The sequence below is a fragment of the Bacillus sp. N3378-2at genome (genome assembly GCF_033412715.1).
Lineage (GTDB): Bacteria > Bacillota > Bacilli > Bacillales > Bacillaceae > Bacillus > Bacillus subtilis.
The window spans coordinates 2,031,660-2,049,899 of sequence record NZ_CP117986.1 but is presented as its reverse complement, the minus strand read 5'-3'; the positions used below and the strand labels follow the sequence as shown (position 1 = coordinate 2,049,899).

13 protein-coding genes and 1 pseudogene are annotated in these 18,240 nt (G+C 44.0%); 9 read left to right on the top strand and 5 right to left on the bottom strand.

The features are described from left to right. Positions 1–4 precede the first annotated feature (4 nt). From PUN35_RS11130 to PUN35_RS11120, 3 genes are all read left to right on the top strand, one after another. On the top strand, positions 5–1,195 hold the full coding sequence (locus tag PUN35_RS11130; protein WP_014479076.1) for a CamS family sex pheromone protein: 1,191 nt from the start codon (positions 5–7) through the stop codon (positions 1,193–1,195). 116 nt (positions 1,196–1,311) lie between these two features. Then, a protein-coding gene (locus PUN35_RS11125; protein WP_087614160.1) for an IS3 family transposase occupies positions 1,312–2,462 on the top strand; the annotation gives its coding sequence in 2 pieces (ribosomal slippage) (positions 1,312–1,585 and positions 1,585–2,462; 1,152 coding nt in all). A gap of 185 nt (positions 2,463–2,647) precedes the next feature. Then, a complete protein-coding gene (locus PUN35_RS11120; RefSeq protein ID WP_072592588.1) occupies positions 2,648–3,658 on the top strand; it encodes a phosphotransferase enzyme family protein in 1,011 nt (336 codons plus the stop codon). Positions 3,659–3,695: 37 nt separating this feature from the next. Here the strand turns inward: PUN35_RS11120 and PUN35_RS11115 are convergent, their stop codons facing one another. Beyond that, positions 3,696–4,394, bottom strand: a complete 699-nt coding sequence (locus tag PUN35_RS11115) for an MgtC/SapB family protein (RefSeq protein ID WP_010886431.1) — start codon at positions 4,392–4,394, stop codon at positions 3,696–3,698. Between the two features lie 105 nt (positions 4,395–4,499). Then, positions 4,500–5,978: a proline transporter OpuE gene (gene opuE, locus PUN35_RS11110; protein ID WP_003242814.1), complete on the bottom strand. Its 1,479-nt coding sequence runs from the start codon at positions 5,976–5,978 to the stop codon at positions 4,500–4,502. Between the two features lie 413 nt (positions 5,979–6,391). Here opuE and gatC point away from each other — a divergent pair, with 413 nt between their 5' ends. The 3 genes from gatC to gatB are packed head-to-tail and all read left to right on the top strand — an operon-like array spanning position 6,392 to position 9,599. Beyond that, positions 6,392–6,682: an Asp-tRNA(Asn)/Glu-tRNA(Gln) amidotransferase subunit GatC gene (gene gatC / locus PUN35_RS11105; protein ID WP_003219442.1), complete on the top strand. Its 291-nt coding sequence runs from the start codon at positions 6,392–6,394 to the stop codon at positions 6,680–6,682. A 15-nt stretch (positions 6,683–6,697) separates the two neighbouring features. Beyond that, the gene (gatA, locus tag PUN35_RS11100; RefSeq protein ID WP_014479078.1) at positions 6,698–8,155 is read left to right on the top strand and encodes an Asp-tRNA(Asn)/Glu-tRNA(Gln) amidotransferase subunit GatA; all 1,458 of its coding nucleotides are present in this window, start codon (positions 6,698–6,700) and stop codon (positions 8,153–8,155) included. Between the two features lie 13 nt (positions 8,156–8,168). Further along, positions 8,169–9,599, top strand: a complete 1,431-nt coding sequence (gatB, locus tag PUN35_RS11095) for an Asp-tRNA(Asn)/Glu-tRNA(Gln) amidotransferase subunit GatB (RefSeq protein ID WP_003219444.1) — start codon at positions 8,169–8,171, stop codon at positions 9,597–9,599. 14 nt (positions 9,600–9,613) lie between these two features. Here the strand turns inward: gatB and PUN35_RS11090 are convergent. Then, positions 9,614–10,484, bottom strand: a pseudogene (locus PUN35_RS11090) (TetR/AcrR family transcriptional regulator). Between the two features lie 131 nt (positions 10,485–10,615). Between PUN35_RS11090 and srfP the strand changes: the two are divergent. The 3 genes from srfP (at position 10,616) to rlmD (ending at position 16,522) form a co-directional block, all read left to right on the top strand. After that, a complete protein-coding gene (gene srfP / locus PUN35_RS11085) occupies positions 10,616–13,774 on the top strand; it encodes a surfactin resistance protein SrfP (RefSeq protein WP_014479080.1) in 3,159 nt (1,052 codons plus the stop codon). Between the two features lie 150 nt (positions 13,775–13,924). Continuing rightward, positions 13,925–14,836, top strand: coding sequence for a diacylglycerol kinase (locus PUN35_RS11080; protein WP_003233894.1), 912 nt, complete (start codon positions 13,925–13,927; stop codon positions 14,834–14,836). Positions 14,837–15,145: 309 nt separating this feature from the next. Beyond that, positions 15,146–16,522: a 23S rRNA (uracil(1939)-C(5))-methyltransferase RlmD gene (gene rlmD, locus PUN35_RS11075; RefSeq protein ID WP_031600241.1), complete on the top strand. Its 1,377-nt coding sequence runs from the start codon at positions 15,146–15,148 to the stop codon at positions 16,520–16,522. 469 nt (positions 16,523–16,991) lie between these two features. Here the strand turns inward: rlmD and PUN35_RS11070 are convergent, their stop codons facing one another. Both PUN35_RS11070 and PUN35_RS11065 read right to left on the bottom strand, forming a co-directional pair. After that, positions 16,992–17,366 (bottom strand): recombinase family protein, encoded by a 375-nt coding sequence (locus tag PUN35_RS11070; RefSeq protein WP_224588808.1) that lies wholly within the window; start codon positions 17,364–17,366, stop codon positions 16,992–16,994. A gap of 477 nt (positions 17,367–17,843) precedes the next feature. Further along, a complete protein-coding gene (locus tag PUN35_RS11065) occupies positions 17,844–18,053 on the bottom strand; it encodes a hypothetical protein (protein WP_014479083.1) in 210 nt (69 codons plus the stop codon). Positions 18,054–18,240 lie beyond the last annotated feature (187 nt).

Sequence of the window (18,240 nt, the reverse complement as noted above, 5' to 3'; positions counted from 1 at the left end):
TCTATTGAAAAAGACGTTGGCATTGGCGGCAACGGCGGCAGTATTAATGCTGTCTGCCTGCTCGTCAGGTTTTGGGGGGGAGAAGGAGGAAGAGATTACGCAAAAGACGGCGAAATCGTCAGAAAAAGCGATTGTCCCGAAATATAATATCTCTGACTCCTATTACAAAATGGTGCTGCCGTTTAAGGCAGGCAAAGCGCGCGGCTTAACAACGGAACAGCTGAATACTAGGCTGGACATTGACGAGTTTGAAACAGGGCTGATGCGTCTTGCCCAAGATTCTTTCTCGACTGACGATTATCTGTTCCAAGAAGGACAATATTTAGATGAGGATACAGTATTAAGCTGGCTGGCACGGAAAAAAACGGGCTCTGATTTGAAAAAAGCCGAAAAAGAAGATAAAAACTTCAAAAATGAAGGCTTGAACCCGGCGCTCCCGAGCTCTGGTTCAACAGAAGAAAAGAACGAAAGCAGCCCGATTTATTTAGCATCCATGCTTGAGCATGATTATTTAGTCAGAAAAGATAAGAATTCTATCCAGCTTGGCGGCGTCATGATCGGACTGGCGTTAAACTCCGTGTATTACTATCGTGAAAAAACTGGCGACCCGCAAAAAGAAGTGGAGATTAAGGACAGCACGCTCCGCCAGCAGGGAGAAAAAATTGCACAGGAGGTTATTAACCGCCTCCGCAAAAAAGATAACTTGAAGAATGTGCCGATTACCGTCGCGCTCTACAAGCAGGCGTCAAAAACATCGATTGTGCCGGGGAACTTCATCGCCAAAACAGAGGTCAAAGCAGGCTCTACTGATATCTCAAATTGGGATGACATCAATGAAAAATATGTATTCTATCCGGCAGATACAACCACAGCAGAAAAATACCCGGATGACACCGAGGTCTTTAAGCGGTTCAAAAACTCAATTGAAGAATATTTCCCGAACTATACAGGCGTTGTCGGTACAGCGCTGTATGAAAATGATGAAATGAAGAAAATGAAGATTGACATACCAATGCAATTCTATGGAAAAAGTGAAGTTGTCGCGTTTACCCAGTTCTTAACGGGTGAAGTGATGGACTACTACTCTAAAGGCTCAGTTGATGTCGAAGTCAATATCACGTCCTCAGACGGACAGGAAGCGGTTATTATCCGCAATGCCGGAGATAAAGAGCCGACTGTTCACATTTATGACTGATAGAAAACCCTTGTGCCATATTGGGACTGACCCCATAAGATGAGACAAATAAAAACACCTTCAAGTTTGAATACGGATGATTGTTATCCGAAATTAGACTTGGAGGTGTTTTTTCTATGGGGACAAGAGTGAGTTATCCGGTTGAAGTGAAACAGAAGGCTGTAGAAATGAGATTGGCAGGCGTACCTATGAAAGAGATCATGCAGGAGTTGAATATCAAAAATAATACGCAGATTAAGACATGGGTCAGATGGTATAAGGCTGGTGATACACATCGATTTGAACAGCCTGTTGGTAAGCAATACACTTATGGAAAAGGTCCGGAGTATTCTTCCGAATTAGAGAAACTGCAGGCAGAGAATCGATATCTGAGACAACAGAATGAAGTGTTAAAAAAGTACAACGAATTGGAAAGGAAGTTGATAGCCAAACGTCAGTCGAACTTGTAGAAGAATTGCACAGCACAATGACCGTGCAGGATATCTGTATTCATTTAGGTATCTCTCGCTCGTCTTATTATCGTTGGAAGAAGAATCTGAAGAAAGATCATCCCAAGCGCCATTTAGAAAAACAAATCGGCACGTTGTGCCGAGAGCACCAGTATCGATATGGATATCGAAAAATCACAGCTATATTAAAAAAGAGAATGTGTATTAACCATAAAACGGTTCAGCGTATTATGCAGAAAAATCAGTGGCAGTGCCGGGTTAAGGTGAAAAAGCGCAAGAAGAATGGGCAGCCATATGCCGTGGTCGACAATATATTAGATAGGAACTTTCAGTCTGATCATCCTCTTGAAAAACTAGTAACAGACATCACGTATTTGCCTTATGGACAGAAACAATTGTACCTTTCCAGTATATTGGATGTATATAATGGAGAAGTGATTGCTTTTACGATTGGAGATAAGCAGGACACAGACTTTGTCTTACACACACTTGATCAACTGCCAACACTGCCTGAGAACTGCGTGTTACATAGTGACCAAGGATCTGTGTATACATCTTACGAGTATCAGAAAGCTGTTAAAACAAAAGGCATTACCATGAGCATGTCCCGCAAAGGGACACCCGCTGATAATGCCTCCATCGAATCGTTTCATTCCTCACTAAAGTCTGAAACGTTCTATCTTAACAGCATTGATCGAACCACGACCGCCATCGTAGAACGCACTGTCATAGAATACATTCATTATTATAACAATATTCGTATTCAAACGAAACTAAACAACCAATCACCGATAAATTATCGGCAATTGGCTGTTTAAAAGGTGTTTTGATCCCTGTCTCAAAAACGGGGGTCAGTCCCATATTGGCACAAGGGTTTTTATGTTACAATTAACAGGAAAAGGGAAATTATTTTCGCTTCTGCCGAAACACAAATCAAGGGGAGGTATGTTGATGCTGGAAATCGTGTGAAAACAATCATTATCAAATCTATAGCAATGAAAGGATGTTAGACATGCATAAAGATATCAAAAAAATATTTGAGGAAGAGCAGGTTTTGGCAGAAGCTGCAGCGAGATACGGTTTCTCAAAAGATCAGGTGCGTTTTCTGGCTGATGCGGAAAACTATGTATATGAATGTATGAAAGACAATCAACCTTATATTTTAAAGATTACCCATACGATTCGGAGATCTTCTGATTATATGATGGGAGAGATGGAATGGCTCCGTCACCTTGCAATAGGGGGAATTTCAGTAGCCAAACCGCTCCCGTCGCTGAACGGAAAAGACGTAGAAGCAGTGCCGGACGGAAACGGCGGGTCATTTTTATTGAGAGTGTATGAGAAAGCGCCAGGGCAAAAAGTGGATGAATCGGACTGGAATGAAACGCTATTTTATGAGCTTGGCAGATACACAGGCAGCATGCACAGCCTGACAAAAAGCTACAAATTGAGCAATCCCGCTTTCAAAAGACAGGAATGGGATGAAGAGGAGCAATTAAAGCTGAGAAAATATGTGCCTGAAGATCAGATAAAGGTGTTTCAGCAAGCCGATTCTTTGATGAATGAACTGCGGAGGCTCCCGAAAAGCCAGGACAGCTATGGCTTGGTGCATGCGGATCTGCACCATGGCAATTTTAACTGGGATCATGGCAAAATCACGGCATTTGATTTTGATGATATCGGCTACAACTGGTTTGTTAACGATATTAGCATTCTTCTCTACAATGTCCTGTGGTATCCTGTTGTGCCATATGATGATAAAGCTGCGTTTACAGAAGAATTTATGACGCATTTTATGAAAGGGTACTGGGAGGAAAATGAGCTTGACCCTGCATGGCTGATGATAATACCTGATTTCCTCCGCCTTCGCCATATGCTGATTTACGGATTGCTGCATCAGATGTTTGACCTTAACACAATAGGAGAAGAGGAAAAAGAAATGCTGGCCGGTTTCAGAAGAGATATAGAGAATGGCACGCCGATTACAGCATTTGATTTTTCAGCACTGGTGTAGATAGAAAAAGCCAATGGGATTCCAGTCCCATTGGCTTTTATAATGTATCACACTTCACGCCGACTACGCCTTCAATGGCTTTAATGTCATAGTAGACATCGGTCGTGTATCTGTTTTTATGGACGCGGACCTTCACTTCCATAATTGGAAAATCCTTTTCGCCCAGGTCGTCGATCCGAACGGAGTGTGCTTTGATATCTCTTCTTTTCATTTCTTTTAAAATCTCTGTCATTTTGTCTTTATCAGAAAGCGACATTCTGATGCGGATGTCTTTTTCCTGCAGGCGGTCGGGGCCGATTTTTCTGACCACCCATGGGAGAAATTCCACGCTGATCAGGATGAACAGAAGACTGGCAAACGCTTCTTTATAAAAACCGGCTCCCGTAGCAAGCCCGAGCCCCGCTGCCCCCCAGATCATGGCCGATGTCGTCAGGCCGGAAATGACATCATTGCTTTTTCGCAGGATGACACCGGCTCCGATAAACCCGACGCCGGAGATGATTTGTGCCGGCAGACGAAGCGGATCCATCATGATGCGGTAGTATTTAGGGAAATGATATGCCGCATTAATACTGACGATCGTCAGCATGCATGAGCTGACTGCAATGACAATACAGGTTTTTAATCCGAGCGGCTTATTTTTTAATTCGCGTTCAAGCCCGATGACCATGCCAATCAATGTGGCAATGCCCAATTTCAATAAAATATCAGGATCAATATACCAGCTCAACAGCAACTTCCCCCTTCTCTATGGTGTTTTTAAATAAATATGATTTTCTCACAGTATTTATAGCAAAACAAGAGCACAAAAGCCACCAAGCTGCGCTTGATGGCTTATTGCTTACTTTTTGCGTTTTAACAGCTTTTCCATGACACCGAATAATCGGTAAGAGGCTTTTGCAGGACGTTTTGTGATCATGCTGACAATGATGCCGGCAATCATACTGAGAATAAACCCAGGGATGATTTCGTACACACCGGTTGATTTTGCCAGGCCGGTTGTAATCCAGATCAACACGGTCGCAGCCCCGACAATCATGGCAGCAAGCGCGCCCCATTCGTTCATTCGTTTCCAATACAGACTGAGCAGAATCGCAGGTCCGAAAGCTGAACCGAAGCCGGCCCAAGCGTATCCGACCAAATCAAGAATGGTGCTGTTCGGATTCAATGACAAGAGTACCGCGATAACGGCAATGACTAAGACGGACAATCGCCCGATCATGACCAATTCTTTATCAGAAGCTTTTCGTCTGAAAAATGACCGGTATAAATCCTCTGTTACAGCACTTGCTGTGACTAAGAGCTGTGAGGAAATCGAACTCATGATGGCAGCCAAAATAGCTGACAATAAGAACCCTGTAATTAATGGGTGGAACAAAATTTTAGAGAAGATAATGAAAATCATCTCCGGATCTTTTACAGCAACTCCGAATTTATGGGCGTATGCAACACCGATTAAACCCGTCAGCACGGAACCTAGAACTGTAATGATCATCCAGCTCATACCGATTCGGCGTGCAGGTTTTAAATCTTTAATGTCTTTAATGGCCATAAATCGGACGATGATATGAGGCTGGCCGTAGTAGCCCAACCCCCAGGCTAAATAGGAAATAATGCTAATGACGCTCGCGCCTTTAAAAATATCCAATAAATGTGGATTAACAGCGTCGATTTCATGGAAAGTCGGAGCAACGCCGCCCACATGGGTAAAAGCAACGATCGGCACAAGCACTAGTGCTGCAAACATGATCGCACCCTGCACGAAGTCAGTCAGACTGACAGCAAGGAAACCGCCAAACAGTGTGTATAACACGACAACTGCGGTGGTCAGAAACAGGCCTAATTTGTAATCCGCACCAAAAGCAGATTCAAACAGCCGTCCGCCAGATACCATACCGGAAGAGGTATATAATGTGAAAAAGATCATGATGATCAATGCAGATACGATTTTCAGCAGTGATGAAGAATGCTGGAATCGTTTATCAAAGAAATCAGGAATTGTAATCGCATCATCCGCCGCTTCTGTATAAGCACGCAGCCTTGGAGCCAGCAGCAAGTAATTTGAGTACGCCCCGATTGTAAGACCTAAAGCAAGCCATAAGGTGGACAGCCCTGTCGCAAACATCGCGCCGGGAACACCCATCAGCATCCATCCGCTCATATCGGCCGCACCGGCAGACAAAGCAGTAACGAATGGTCCGAGGCCTCTTCCTCCAAGCATGTAATCATTGATGTCAGTGGTTTTCTTGAATGCATACCAGCCGATTAACAGCATGGCAATAAAGTAAATTCCTAAAGATATAATAATTTCAATACTCACGTTTTACCCTCTCTTCATTTCTAATAATGTTGCATCACCTCTCAAATTGATGGTGCCAGTTAAGCAGCCTGGCGTAAGTGCAAAACAAAAGAAATTCCTTTGCGGGTGCACTTGGTAACTTAACCTAACAAAGTATTCCCGGCCATTCAAGCGATGAAACCTTGATCATGAGCGGGGAAAACCGTTGCAAACCTAGAAGGGAATAAAGAATAAAACGCTTTCAAAAAATAATTAAAGTAAAAATATTCAGAAAAATATTTCGTTTCTCCTTCGCCTCATTTTAGTATAAAATATATAGGGTATTGTTTCGAAAACACAGGCCTGTCTTAAGGCGTTTTGTTGCTTTAAAGGGCTTGTTTTTGATATGATCAGTATTATATGACTTAACGGAGAAATATGTGGAGGTGGATCATATGTCACGAATTTCAATAGAAGAAGTAAAGCACGTTGCGCACCTTGCAAGACTTGCGATTACTGAAGAAGAAGCAAAAATGTTCACTGAACAGCTCGACAGTATCATTTCATTTGCCGAGGAGCTTAATGAGGTTAACACAGACAATGTGGAGCCTACAACTCACGTGCTGAAAATGAAAAATGTCATGAGAGAAGATGAAGCGGGTAAAGGTCTTCCGGTTGAGGATGTCATGAAAAATGCGCCTGACCATAAAGACGGCTATATTCGTGTGCCATCAATTCTGGACTAAAGGAGGGACACAAGAATGTCATTATTTGATCATAAAATCACAGAATTAAAACAGCTCATACATAAAAAAGAGATTAAGATTTCTGATCTGGTTGACGAATCTTATAAACGCATCCAAGCGGTTGATGATAAGGTACAAGCCTTTTTGGCATTAGATGAAGAAAGAGCGCGCGCATACGCGACGGAGCTTGATGAGGCGGTTGACGGCCGTTCTGAGCACGGTCTTCTTTTCGGTATGCCGATCGGCGTAAAAGATAATATCGTAACAAAAGGGCTGCGCACAACATGCTCCAGCAAAATTCTCGAAAACTTTGATCCGATTTATGACGCTACTGTCGTTCAGCGCCTTCAAGACGCTGAAGCGGTCACAATCGGAAAACTGAACATGGACGAATTCGCCATGGGGTCATCTACCGAAAACTCTGCTTACAAGCTGACGAAAAACCCTTGGAACCTGGATACAGTTCCCGGCGGTTCAAGCGGCGGATCTGCGGCTGCGGTTGCTGCGGGAGAAGTTCCGTTTTCTCTTGGATCTGACACAGGCGGCTCCATCCGTCAGCCGGCTTCTTTCTGCGGCGTTGTCGGATTAAAACCTACATACGGCCGTGTATCTCGTTACGGACTGGTCGCATTTGCGTCTTCATTAGACCAAATCGGACCGATTACACGTACGGTTGAGGATAACGCGTTTTTACTTCAAGCGATTTCTGGCGTAGATAAAATGGACTCCACGAGTGCAAATGTGGACGTGCCTGATTTTCTTTCTTCATTAACTGGCGACATCAAAGGACTGAAAATCGCCGTTCCGAAAGAATACCTTGGTGAAGGTGTCGGCAAAGAAGCGAGAGAATCTGTCTTGGCAGCGCTGAAAGTCCTTGAAGGTCTCGGCGCTACATGGGAAGAAGTGTCTCTTCCGCACAGTAAATACGCGCTTGCGACATATTACCTGCTGTCATCTTCTGAAGCGTCAGCGAACCTTGCACGCTTTGACGGCATCCGCTACGGCTACCGCACAGACAACGCGGATAACCTGATCGACCTTTACAAGCAAACACGCGCTGAAGGTTTTGGAAATGAAGTCAAACGCCGCATCATGCTTGGAACGTTTGCTTTAAGCTCAGGCTACTACGATGCGTACTACAAAAAAGCGCAAAAAGTGCGTACGTTGATTAAGAAGGATTTTGAAGACGTATTTGAAAAATATGATGTTATTGTTGGACCGACTACACCGACACCTGCGTTTAAAATCGGTGAAAACACGAAGGATCCGCTCACAATGTACGCAAACGATATCTTAACGATTCCGGTCAACCTTGCCGGCGTACCGGGAATCAGCGTGCCATGCGGATTAGCAGACGGACTTCCGCTCGGCCTGCAAATCATCGGAAATCACTTTGACGAAAGCACTGTATACCGCGTTGCTCATGCATTTGAACAAGCGACAGACCATCATAAAGCAAAACCTGAACTGTAAGGGGTGAAAAGAATTGAACTTTGAAACGGTAATCGGACTTGAAGTCCACGTTGAGTTAAAAACAAAATCAAAAATTTTCTCAAGCTCTCCAACGCCATTCGGCGCGGAGGCGAATACGCAGACAAGCGTTATTGACCTCGGATATCCGGGCGTCCTGCCTGTTCTGAACAAAGAAGCCGTTGAATTCGCAATGAAAGCCGCTATGGCGCTCAACTGTGAGATCGCAACGGATACGAAGTTTGACCGCAAAAACTATTTCTATCCTGACAACCCGAAAGCGTATCAGATTTCTCAATTTGATAAGCCAATCGGCGAAAACGGCTGGATCGAAATTGAAGTCGGCGGCAAAACAAAACGCATCGGCATCACGCGCCTTCATCTTGAAGAGGATGCCGGAAAACTGACGCATACGGGCGACGGCTATTCTCTTGTTGACTTCAACCGTCAAGGAACGCCGCTTGTTGAGATCGTATCAGAGCCGGACATCCGCACGCCGGAAGAAGCGTACGCGTATCTTGAAAAGCTGAAATCCATCATCCAGTATACAGGCGTTTCTGACTGTAAAATGGAAGAAGGCTCACTTCGCTGTGACGCCAATATCTCTCTTCGTCCGATCGGCCAAGAGGAATTTGGCACAAAAACAGAATTGAAAAACTTGAACTCCTTTGCGTTTGTTCAAAAAGGCCTTGAGCATGAAGAAAAACGCCAGGAGCAGGTTCTTCTTTCCGGCGGCGTCATCCAGCAAGAAACTCGCCGTTATGATGAAGCAACGAAGAAAACCATTCTTATGCGTGTCAAAGAGGGATCTGACGACTACCGTTACTTCCCAGAGCCGGATCTAGTCGAGCTCTACATTGATGATGAATGGAAGGAACGCGTAAAAGCAAGCATTCCTGAGCTTCCGGATGAGCGCCGCAAGCGTTATATCGAAGAGCTTGGCTTGCCTGCATATGACGCGATGGTTCTGACGCTGACAAAAGAAATGGCTGATTTCTTCGAAGAAACCGTTCAAAAAGGCGCTGAAGCCAAACAAGCGTCTAACTGGCTGATGGGTGAAGTGTCAGCTTACCTAAACGCTGAGCAAAAAGAGCTTGCCGATGTTGCCCTGACACCTGAAGGCCTTGCCGGCATGATCAAATTGATTGAAAAAGGAACCATTTCTTCTAAGATCGCGAAGAAAGTGTTTAAAGAATTGATTGAAAAAGGCGGCGACGCTGAGAAGATTGTGAAAGAGAAAGGCCTTGTTCAGATTTCTGACGAAGGCGTGCTTCTGAAGCTTGTCACTGAGGCGCTTGACAACAATCCTCAATCAATCGAAGACTTTAAAAACGGAAAAGACCGCGCGATCGGCTTCCTAGTCGGACAGATTATGAAAGCGTCCAAAGGACAAGCCAACCCGCCGATGGTCAACAAAATTCTGCTTGAAGAAATTAAAAAACGCTAATAAAAAAGCAGCCCTTAGAGGCTGCTTTTTTTATGGTCAAATTGAGATAAAGACAGAGATGAGGGCCCGAAGCCTTTCAACTTCTTTGTCGTTGGTTCCGGTCAAATTGGACAGCATGCCTTTAATAATCGGCTTGCGCGGTTTATCCTGAGTCAATTCTTCCTCGATAACATCAAGTGACACGGTGATATCCTCGGGCAGCGTGCTGTTTTCTTTCACTTTCTGAATGTCCTCAAGCAGCTGGTCTTTTTCCGCAGGCATCGGGTTGAAAATGTCTTTTGATACAATCGGATTGAGTGCAGAACGGCTCAGCCCCTGTACAAGATCATCCAGTCTCTCAATAATAAAGGCTGAGATTTCTTCTGCATCGATATTAAGCTCATCGTTAAATACCATCACGTTCATATAGGAATGCACAATGCCTCTTGCCATGATGGACAGATCTGCGACATACCGCTCGATTCCTTCGCCATAGGATACCAGCAAGGCGTTCCGGTACAGCTTATCCGTCTCCATGGTTACTTTGTAAAAGTATTGCTTGATTTCTTGATTTTCCGGAATGATATTTTCGGTAAGCAAAAGAACGATAAAATCTTTATGATCGCGAAAATCCTCAAATTGAGCGCCAATTTGTTTTTTCAAAACTTCTTTAGGCGGCTTTCCGGCAAGATCTTCTTCTATATTTTTCATTTTGTTCATAGACATACCGATATAATATTCACAGGCAGATAACAGCAGCGCTTCTTTCGATTTGAAGTGCAAATAAAAAGCGCCCTTCGAAATGCCGCATTCACTGGCGATTTCTTGGATCGTCGTAGCTGCGAATCCTTTTTTCGCAAATAAACGAATGCTGGTTTTTATGATTCTCTCTTTTTTTTCATTCATGACGTGCTTCCCCTTAATCCTTGAAAAATTTAGTAAAATTTTCTGGTATATGAGTTGACGTTGTTGCGTTATAACGTTTAGTATTATATAGAATGACCAGTCAGTCAATAAAAAATGTAATGGAGGATATGATGAATCACGTTATTAATTTCGTTCTGAAAAACAAATTCGCCGTATGGCTGATGACGATTATTGTAACGGCAGCCGGCTTGTATGCGGGTATGAATATGAAGCAAGAGTCTATTCCTGACGTGAACATGCCTTACTTGACGATCAGCACGACATATCCGGGTGCGACACCAAGCCAAGTGGCTGATGAAGTGACCAAACCGGTTGAACAAGCCGTGCAGAACTTGGACGGTGTCAGTGTTGTGACGTCGACGTCCTATGAAAACGCATCGTCGGTCATGATTGAATATGATTATGAGAAAGATATGGACAAAGCGAAAACAGAAGCAGCTGAAGCGTTAGAAAACGTCAACCTGCCTGATGACGCGAAGGATCCGGAGATTTCACGCTACAGCTTGAATTCATTCCCGATTCTGACGCTGAGCGTGTCCAGTGATAAAGATAATCTACAAGAGCTGACGAAACAAGTGGAGGACAGCCTCGTTTCTAAACTTGAAGGCATAGAAGGCGTTGCGTCCGTCCAAGTATCAGGCCAGCAGGTGGAAGAGGTTGAATTCTCTTTCAAAGAAGACAAACTGAAGGAATACGGCCTTGATGAAGATACAGTCAAGCAAGTGATTCAAGGTTCAGATGTGACAACTCCGCTTGGATTGTACACATTCGGAAATGAAGAAAAATCTGTCGTCGTCAGCGGCGATATTGAAACAATTAAAGATTTGAAGAATATGAGAATCCCGACGGCATCTGCTTCAAGTGCAGGCAGCAGCGCAGCATCTCAAGCGGGTGCGCAGAGTGCTCAAGCAGCCCAAAGCGCACAAGCGGCAGCACAGGCGCAGCAAAGCGCAAGCACAGCAGTGCCGACGGTCAAGCTTTCTGACATTGCCACAATTAAAGATGTGAAAAAAGCTGAATCTGTTTCACGCACAAATGGCAAAGACAGCATCGGCATCAATATCGTCAAAGCAAACGATGCGAATACGGTAGAGGTTGCCGACAATGTCAAAGCTGAGCTGAAGAAGTTCAAAGAAGACCATAAAGGCTTCAATTACAGCGCAACTCTCGACATGGCGGAGCCGATCACACAGTCAGTTGACACGATGTTAAGCAAAGCCATCTTCGGTGCTATTTTTGCGATTGTGATTATTCTCTTATTCTTAAGAGATATCAAATCAACATTAATTTCTGTTGTTTCAATTCCATTATCATTGCTGATCGCACTCCTTGTGCTGCAGCAGCTTGATATCACATTGAATATTATGACGCTCGGCGCAATGACCGTTGCCATCGGACGTGTAGTCGATGACTCCATCGTTGTCATCGAGAACATTTACCGCCGCATGAGACTCAAAGATGAGCCGCTCCGCGGAAAAGCATTGGTTCGTGAAGCGACGAAGGAAATGTTTAAACCGATCATGTCATCGACGATCGTGACAATCGCGGTATTCCTGCCGCTCGCACTTGTAGGCGGACAAATCGGTGAATTGTTTATTCCATTTGCCTTAACGATTGTTTTTGCGCTTGCCGCATCACTGGTGATTTCAATCACGCTTGTGCCGATGCTCGCACACAGCCTGTTCAAAAAATCATTAACCGGTGCGCCGATTAAAGCGAAAGAACACAAACCAGGCAGACTTGCAAACATCTATAAAAAAGTATTGAACTGGGCGCTGAGCCACAAATGGATCACGTCTATCATCGCTGTTCTGATGCTCCTTGGAAGCTTGTTCCTCGTACCGTTAATCGGTGCCAGCTACCTGCCGTCCGAGGAAGAAAAAACGATGCAGCTCACATACAGCCCAGAACCGGGTGAAACGAAAAAAGAAGCCGAAAATGAAGCTGAAAAAGCGGAAAAAATCCTGCTTGACCGCAAGCATGTCGATACGGTTCAGTATTCATTAGGCTCTGGCAGCCCGCTTGCGGGAGGAGATTCTAACGGCGCGTTATTCTATATCAAATATGAAAGCGACACACCTGACTTTGATAAAGAAAAAGATAACGTTCTGAAGGAAATCCAAAAGCAATCTGACCGCGGAGAATGGAAGTCACAGGACTTCAGCTCTTCAGGCAATAACAACGAATTAACATACTATGTGTATGGCGATTCTGAAAACGATATTAAAGACACGGTCAAAGATATTGAAAAAATCATGAAGGATGAAAAGGATCTGAAAAACGTAAACTCAGGCCTTTCCAGCACATATGATGAGTACACATTTGTCGCTGACCAAGAAAAACTAAGCAAACTCGGTTTAACTGCGTCTCAAATTTCTCAGGCCTTAATGTCACAAACATCACAAGAACCGCTCACAACTGTGAAAAAAGACGGCAAAGAGCTTGATGTGAACATTAAGACAGAAAAAGACGAGTATAAGAGTGTGAAAGATTTAGAGAATAAAAAGATCACTTCCGCGACTGGCCAGGAAGTCAAAATCGGCGATGTGGCAAAAGTGAAGGAAGGATCAACATCAGATACCGTGTCAAAACGTGATGGAAAAGTCTATGCGGATGTCACAGGTGAGGTTACGTCTGACAACGTCACAGCCGTATCAGCTGCTATCCAGAAGAAAATCGATAAGCTAGACCATCCTGATAACGTATCGATTGACACAGGCGGCGTATCAGCGGATATCGCTGATTCCTTCACGAAGCTCGGTTTAGCGATGCTGGCAGCAATAGCGATCGTTTACCTTGTGCTCGTGATTACCTTCGGCGGAGCACTAGCGCCATTTGCTATTCTGTTCTCATTGCCGTTCACAGTCATCGGTGCCCTGGTCGGACTTTACGTATCAGGTGAAACGATCAGTCTGAACGCAATGATCGGTATGCTCATGCTGATCGGTATCGTTGTCACGAATGCGATTGTCTTAATTGACCGCGTGATTCATAAGGAAGCGGAAGGCCTGTCGACGAGAGAAGCGCTCCTGGAAGCCGGCTCTACACGACTCCGTCCGATCCTGATGACAGCCATTGCGACAATCGGCGCCTTGATTCCATTAGCCCTCGGCTTCGAAGGCGGAAGCCAGGTCATTTCAAAAGGACTCGGCGTCACGGTTATCGGCGGCTTGATCAGTTCAACGCTTCTGACGCTCTTGATCGTGCCAATCGTATATGAAGTATTGGCGAAGTTCCGCAAGAAAAAACCGGGAACGGAAGAAGAGTAAAAAACTAAAAGCCTCAGCTCTGCTGAGGCTTTTGTGCGTTTTCACCTGTAAGATTATGTACATTTTGTTGCGATTTTTTTAACTCATAGTATAATTAAAGGTTGTTAGTGTAAAAATGGATCGGATACTCTTAAGTAGGATGATGAGATAATGAAACGTGCACGCATAATATACAATCCGACTTCAGGACGGGAGATCTTTAAAAAGCATCTTGCCCAGGTCCTGCAAAAATTTGAACAAGCCGGCTATGAAACCTCCACCCATGCGACGACATGCGCAGGAGACGCTACACACGCTGCCAAGGAAGCGGCATTGCGTGAGTTTGACCTGATCATTGCGGCAGGCGGAGACGGAACGATTAATGAGGTCGTCAACGGGCTTGCGCCTTTAGACAACCGTCCGACACTCGGTGTGATTCCAGTCGGCACAACAAACGACTTCGCCAGAGCGCTCGGAATCCCACGCGAGGATATTTTAAAAGCGGCAGATACGGTCATTAACGGCGTTGCCCGCCCGATCGATATCGGACAGGTCAACGGCCAGTATTTTATCAATATCGCCGGAGGAGGCCGTCTGACGGAGCTGACGTACGACGTGCCAAGCAAACTCAAAACAATGCTCGGCCAGCTTGCTTATTATTTAAAAGGAATGGAAATGCTGCCTTCACTTCGTCCGACAGAAGTCGAGATTGAATATGACGGCAAGCTGTTTCAAGGTGAAATCATGCTGTTTTTGGTCACGCTGACAAACTCCGTCGGCGGGTTTGAAAAGCTCGCGCCGGATTCCAGCCTGAATGACGGCATGTTTGATTTGATGATATTAAAGAAAGCAAACCTTGCTGAATTTATCAGGGTCGCTACGATGGCGCTTCGCGGCGAACATATCAACGACCAGCACATTATTTATACAAAAGCGAACCGCGTGAAAGTCAATGTATCAGAAAAGATGCAGCTGAACCTGGACGGCGAGTACGGCGGCATGCTGCCGGGCGAATTCGTGAATCTGTATCGACACATTCACGTCGTCATGCCGAAGGAGAAAGCGGAACAGCTGGATGACTAAAACTTGGCTTTGTAAGCCAAGCTCAGAATGTTGACAAAATCCTAAAACAGTTTTCGTTTTAGGATTTTGTCATCTTTTCAGCGTGATTGAAAACCTTTGAAGTCTAGGAAGGACGAGCATTGGAGCGTACTTCCGCAGGATGCGGTGACAGCGGCGTTTGAGCAGGACGCTCTAGTTTTTAGCCGCTGGTCTTTTTACGTGAGCACCGAAGCACAGGACTGACAACGAATGCGAAGGTTTGCCTACACGCTGAAACTTGGCTTGAATAGGCCAAGTTTTTCTTTCGCTTAAAACTAGAGGTGATTATAGATGAAAATGAAACCCCCAGTAGAAAAAAACGAATACTATGACGTGACATTTGAGGATTTGACCCACGAAGGAGCGGGTGTCGCAAAGGTCCAAGGCTTTCCGATCTTCGTGCCGAACGCCCTGCCGGAGGAAAAAGCCCAAATCAAAGTGACACGCGTCAAAAAAGGGTTCGCCTTCGGCCGTCTGATTGAGCTGAAGGAAGAAAGCCCGCATAGAACGGACGCCCCATGCCCGATTTACAAGCAATGCGGAGGCTGTCAGCTTCAGCACATGACCTACGAAGGACAGCTCCTGTTTAAACAGAAACAAGTCAAAGACGTCTTAGAACGCATCGGCAAGCTGGACCTTTCAAACGTCACCGTGCACCCGACACTCGGCATGGAAGACCCTTGGAACTACAGAAACAAAGCACAGGTGCCGGTAGGAGAACGCGAAGGCGGACTCGTCGCCGGATTTTATCAGCAAAGAAGCCATGACATCATCGAAATGAGCGCCTGCCTGATCCAGCAATCCAAAAACGATGAAGCCGTCCAAGCCGTCAAAGACATTTGCGCCAAATACGGTGTCAAAGCCTACAATGAAGAACGCCACAAAGGCTGGCTCCGCCACATCATGGTCAGATACGGCGTTGTTACGGGCGAAATGATGATCGTCTTCATCACAAGAACGAACGATTTTCCGCATAAAGCGAAGATCATCGAAGACATCACAGCGCAATTCCCGCACGTCAAATCCATCGTGCAAAACATCAACCCGAACAAAACAAACGTCATCTTCGGGAACGAAACAAACGTCATCTGGGGCGAAGAATACATCTACGACCTCATCGGAGACGTCAAATTCGCCATTTCCGCCAGATCGTTCTATCAGGTCAACCCGGAGCAGACAAAGGTGCTCTACGACAAAGCGCTTGAGTACGCTGAGCTTCAAGGGGAAGAAACCGTCATTGACGCCTACTGCGGCATCGGCACGATTTCTCTCTTCCTGGCGAAGCAGGCGAAAAAAGTGTACGGTGTAGAGATTGTGCCGGAAGCGATTGAAGATGCGAAACGAAATGCAGAATTAAACGGCATCACAAACGCTGAGTTCGCGGTCGGTGAAGCGGAAACCGTGATTCCAAAGTGGTATGAAGAAGGCATCACGGCCGATACGCTAGTCGTAGACCCGCCAAGAAAAGGTTGCGACGAAGCCCTCCTGCGGACAATTGTAGAGATGAAACCGAAGCGGGTGGTGTACGTTTCCTGTAATCCTGGCACGCTTGCGAGGGATTTGCGGGTGCTTGAGGATGGCGGGTATGCGACGCGCGAAGTGCAGCCTGTGGATATGTTTCCGCATACGAATCATGTGGAGTGTTGTGTGTTGATCGTGAAAAAATAGAAGATATATAAGGGTCCGAGAATCGGTAATGGATTCTCGGACCCCCATCTTCTTTTATTTCAATTCTTTCTATTAGTTTATGAAGAATTTCTTCGTCATGAACAGGGTTTTGAAGAAACCGTTCAATTGTTGGATTAGTTTTGTAAAATCAATCGTTTGTTTCTGTTGAAGTAATCCCTTTTCTAATTTTAACTTTTCCTTATTTAGTTTAGCGAGTTGGTTACTATTATCTTAATGATCAATCTGTATTCTTCATCTTGGATTTTCACCCCGTATTTTCATGCGAAGTGCAGCCGTTTTGTCTTTCTTTATGTTTTCTATCTCCTTGAGAATGTTAGTGAGTTGTTTGTATCCCACTGAATGAAGTTTGCAACCTTTTTCTCAATGTCTTTTTGAATAGATTTTGTAAAGAGTGCTGAAAACATTTGCTTTATATCATTTGAAATTGCTTAAATCAGTCCGTTTTCTCTTAAAATGATGATCTGAACATTTTGTATGACCCACAAATATATCCCTTACGATTGGCTTTATAGTGCATACTCTTACCACAATCAGGACAAAAAGAAATATTTGTTAATAGGTGTTTTTTAGCATATGGTCGTTTACGGTTTTTTTCAGAGATTAACTGTTGAACAACATGAAAATTATCTTTAGAGATAATAGACTTATGAGTGTTTTCGATGACAACGTAATTTGTTGGATCAATCTTTTTACGCTTTTCAGTTGTTACACTAATTGAAATTTCCTTTTGTTGAACTAGATTACCGATGTAATGTTGATTTTCTAGTATTTTTTTAACTATAGACCCATGCCATAGTGAACTGGAATTTCTCTTTCCTGCAATCTCAGAAAAAGTTGCTATACCGCCCTCTCTCTATTGTAATTAAGGGTTTGTTATATAAGTCGATAAAAGGAAATGTCTGAGCGTTGTCAATGCAAATTACGTGTTTTGCATTGACTGAACCGGTACCTGGTATTGTTTTTTACATTCTATTGTAAAATATGTACTCTAAAACTGTACTCATTAGAAAAAGGGCCTTGGGCTCTTTTCTCGTTACCGACTGTATTTACTTTGGAAATCCAATAAAGAATGACAATCAAATCTTGGATTTTAAATTGAGGGTAATATTCCTCGCAGAATTTCTTTATTCATCATTTAGCTCTTGTTCATTTTGAAGCTCTTATTTTTATACCTAGCTTCCTTACTGTAATCCTCTCATCTAGCATCTAGCATCAATAATCTATTAGATTGGTACAATTGGATCAAACTTTTTAAAGTATCAAAGTGTTCCGTTAGAAAGGATAGTTCGTCTGATCTTCTTTAATACTTTCGTCTTCTGACTACGAATGGGTAATACTCCTTGTCCGACTGATGATAAAAATAATCATCAACTCTCATTTCTCTCGTGAAAGTACTGTATAGGATACCGACGATTTGGGCTACTTTCTTCAAATCAGACTTTTTTAAAAGATAGCTTACCTCTTTGACTCGAATAGATAGTTTCATTGTAAAGAATGTGTCTTTGTCCATAGGCACAACCCTTTTTTGTGTGAAGCTATAGTATTATAGAAAGAAAGAGATTCTTTTATCCCATAGAAGGAAATGCAATAAAAAAACTGAGAGAGAATTTGTATTACCTATTACTACCTATCTAAACTAAAAGAAAGTTATTAACTAATAATTGGTGATATAGAGTGATTTTGCATAAGTAACCAAA

Bases quoted from the DNA above. Each gene is read 5' to 3' on its own strand.
- PUN35_RS11120 (WP_072592588.1), top strand. From the start codon at position 2,648: ATGTTAGACATGCATAAAGATATCAAAAAAATATTTGAGGAAGAGCAG.
- gatC (WP_003219442.1), top strand. From the start codon at position 6,392: ATGTCACGAATTTCAATAGAAGAAGTAAAGCACGTTGCGCACCTTGCA.
- gatA (WP_014479078.1), top strand. From the start codon at position 6,698: ATGTCATTATTTGATCATAAAATCACAGAATTAAAACAGCTCATACAT.
- srfP (WP_014479080.1), top strand. From the start codon at position 10,616: ATGAATCACGTTATTAATTTCGTTCTGAAAAACAAATTCGCCGTATGG.
- PUN35_RS11080 (WP_003233894.1), top strand. From the start codon at position 13,925: ATGAAACGTGCACGCATAATATACAATCCGACTTCAGGACGGGAGATC.
- rlmD (WP_031600241.1), top strand. From the start codon at position 15,146: ATGAAAATGAAACCCCCAGTAGAAAAAAACGAATACTATGACGTGACA.
- PUN35_RS11065 (WP_014479083.1), bottom strand. From the start codon at position 18,053: ATGGACAAAGACACATTCTTTACAATGAAACTATCTATTCGAGTCAAA.